At 75.7% G+C, this 723-nt stretch carries 1 pseudogene; it reads right to left on the reverse strand.

The features are described 5' to 3' along the window. Positions 1-139: 139 nt before the first annotated feature. Positions 140-723: pseudogene (locus tag ACJA3G_RS38050) on the reverse strand (hypothetical protein); the annotation flags it as partial.

Consider the following 723-nt stretch of genomic DNA (forward strand, 5'->3'; position numbering starts at 1 on the left):
GGGGTGCACGGCTACAACGCGCTGGAGGGGACGTTCCTCGGCGGCTGCATCTTCTCGGGCCGGGCCGCCGGACGGGCCCTGGCCCGCCGGCTGGCGTGACCCCACGGCCCCGGGGCCGCCGCGAACAGCCGCTTGCGGGCTACTCGTTGACGAGGACCGGGACGGAGAGGACCGCGCTCGCCGGGGTCCCCGTCAGGGCGGTCTTGGGGGCGGCGGTGAAGTCGATGCCGGCGCCCTCCGCGCGGGGCTTCGCGTGTCCGGCGGTGCCATGCGCGGCCTCGCCCGCCTCGCCCTCCTCCGCGTACTGGAAGGAGCCGGTGCCGACCAGATGGCCGCGCTCGTCGTAGAACGCGGCACGCAGCTCCAGGGCGAGCACGTCGCTCACGTCGGAGGTAATGGTGAAGTGGCCGGTGACGGACGGCTTGCCCTCCGAGAGCGCCAGCTTCGTGATCTGGATCCGGTCCGTGAACGGGCCCTGCTCCAGCCGCACTTCGCCCTTCGCCGGGGCCTTGGCTAGGGTCGCGGCGGGCGCGGGCGCGCCGCTCGGCGCGGGGAAGGTGACGGCCGGGGCCGCCGCCTGTTCGGCCCGGGCGGGCCGCTGCCCGGCGTCGGCCGTGTCGTCCCCGGAGCCCCCGCAGGCCGTGGTGAGGGCCAGGACGGTCAGGGCGAGGGCGGCCAGACGGATCGAGCGGTTCACTGCGTACTCCTGAAGTGGCGGTGCGG

Origin of the sequence: Streptomyces sp. YS-3 (assembly GCF_045257485.1) — a bacterium.
In the GTDB taxonomy this organism is placed as follows: Bacteria; Actinomycetota; Actinomycetes; order Streptomycetales; family Streptomycetaceae; genus Streptomyces.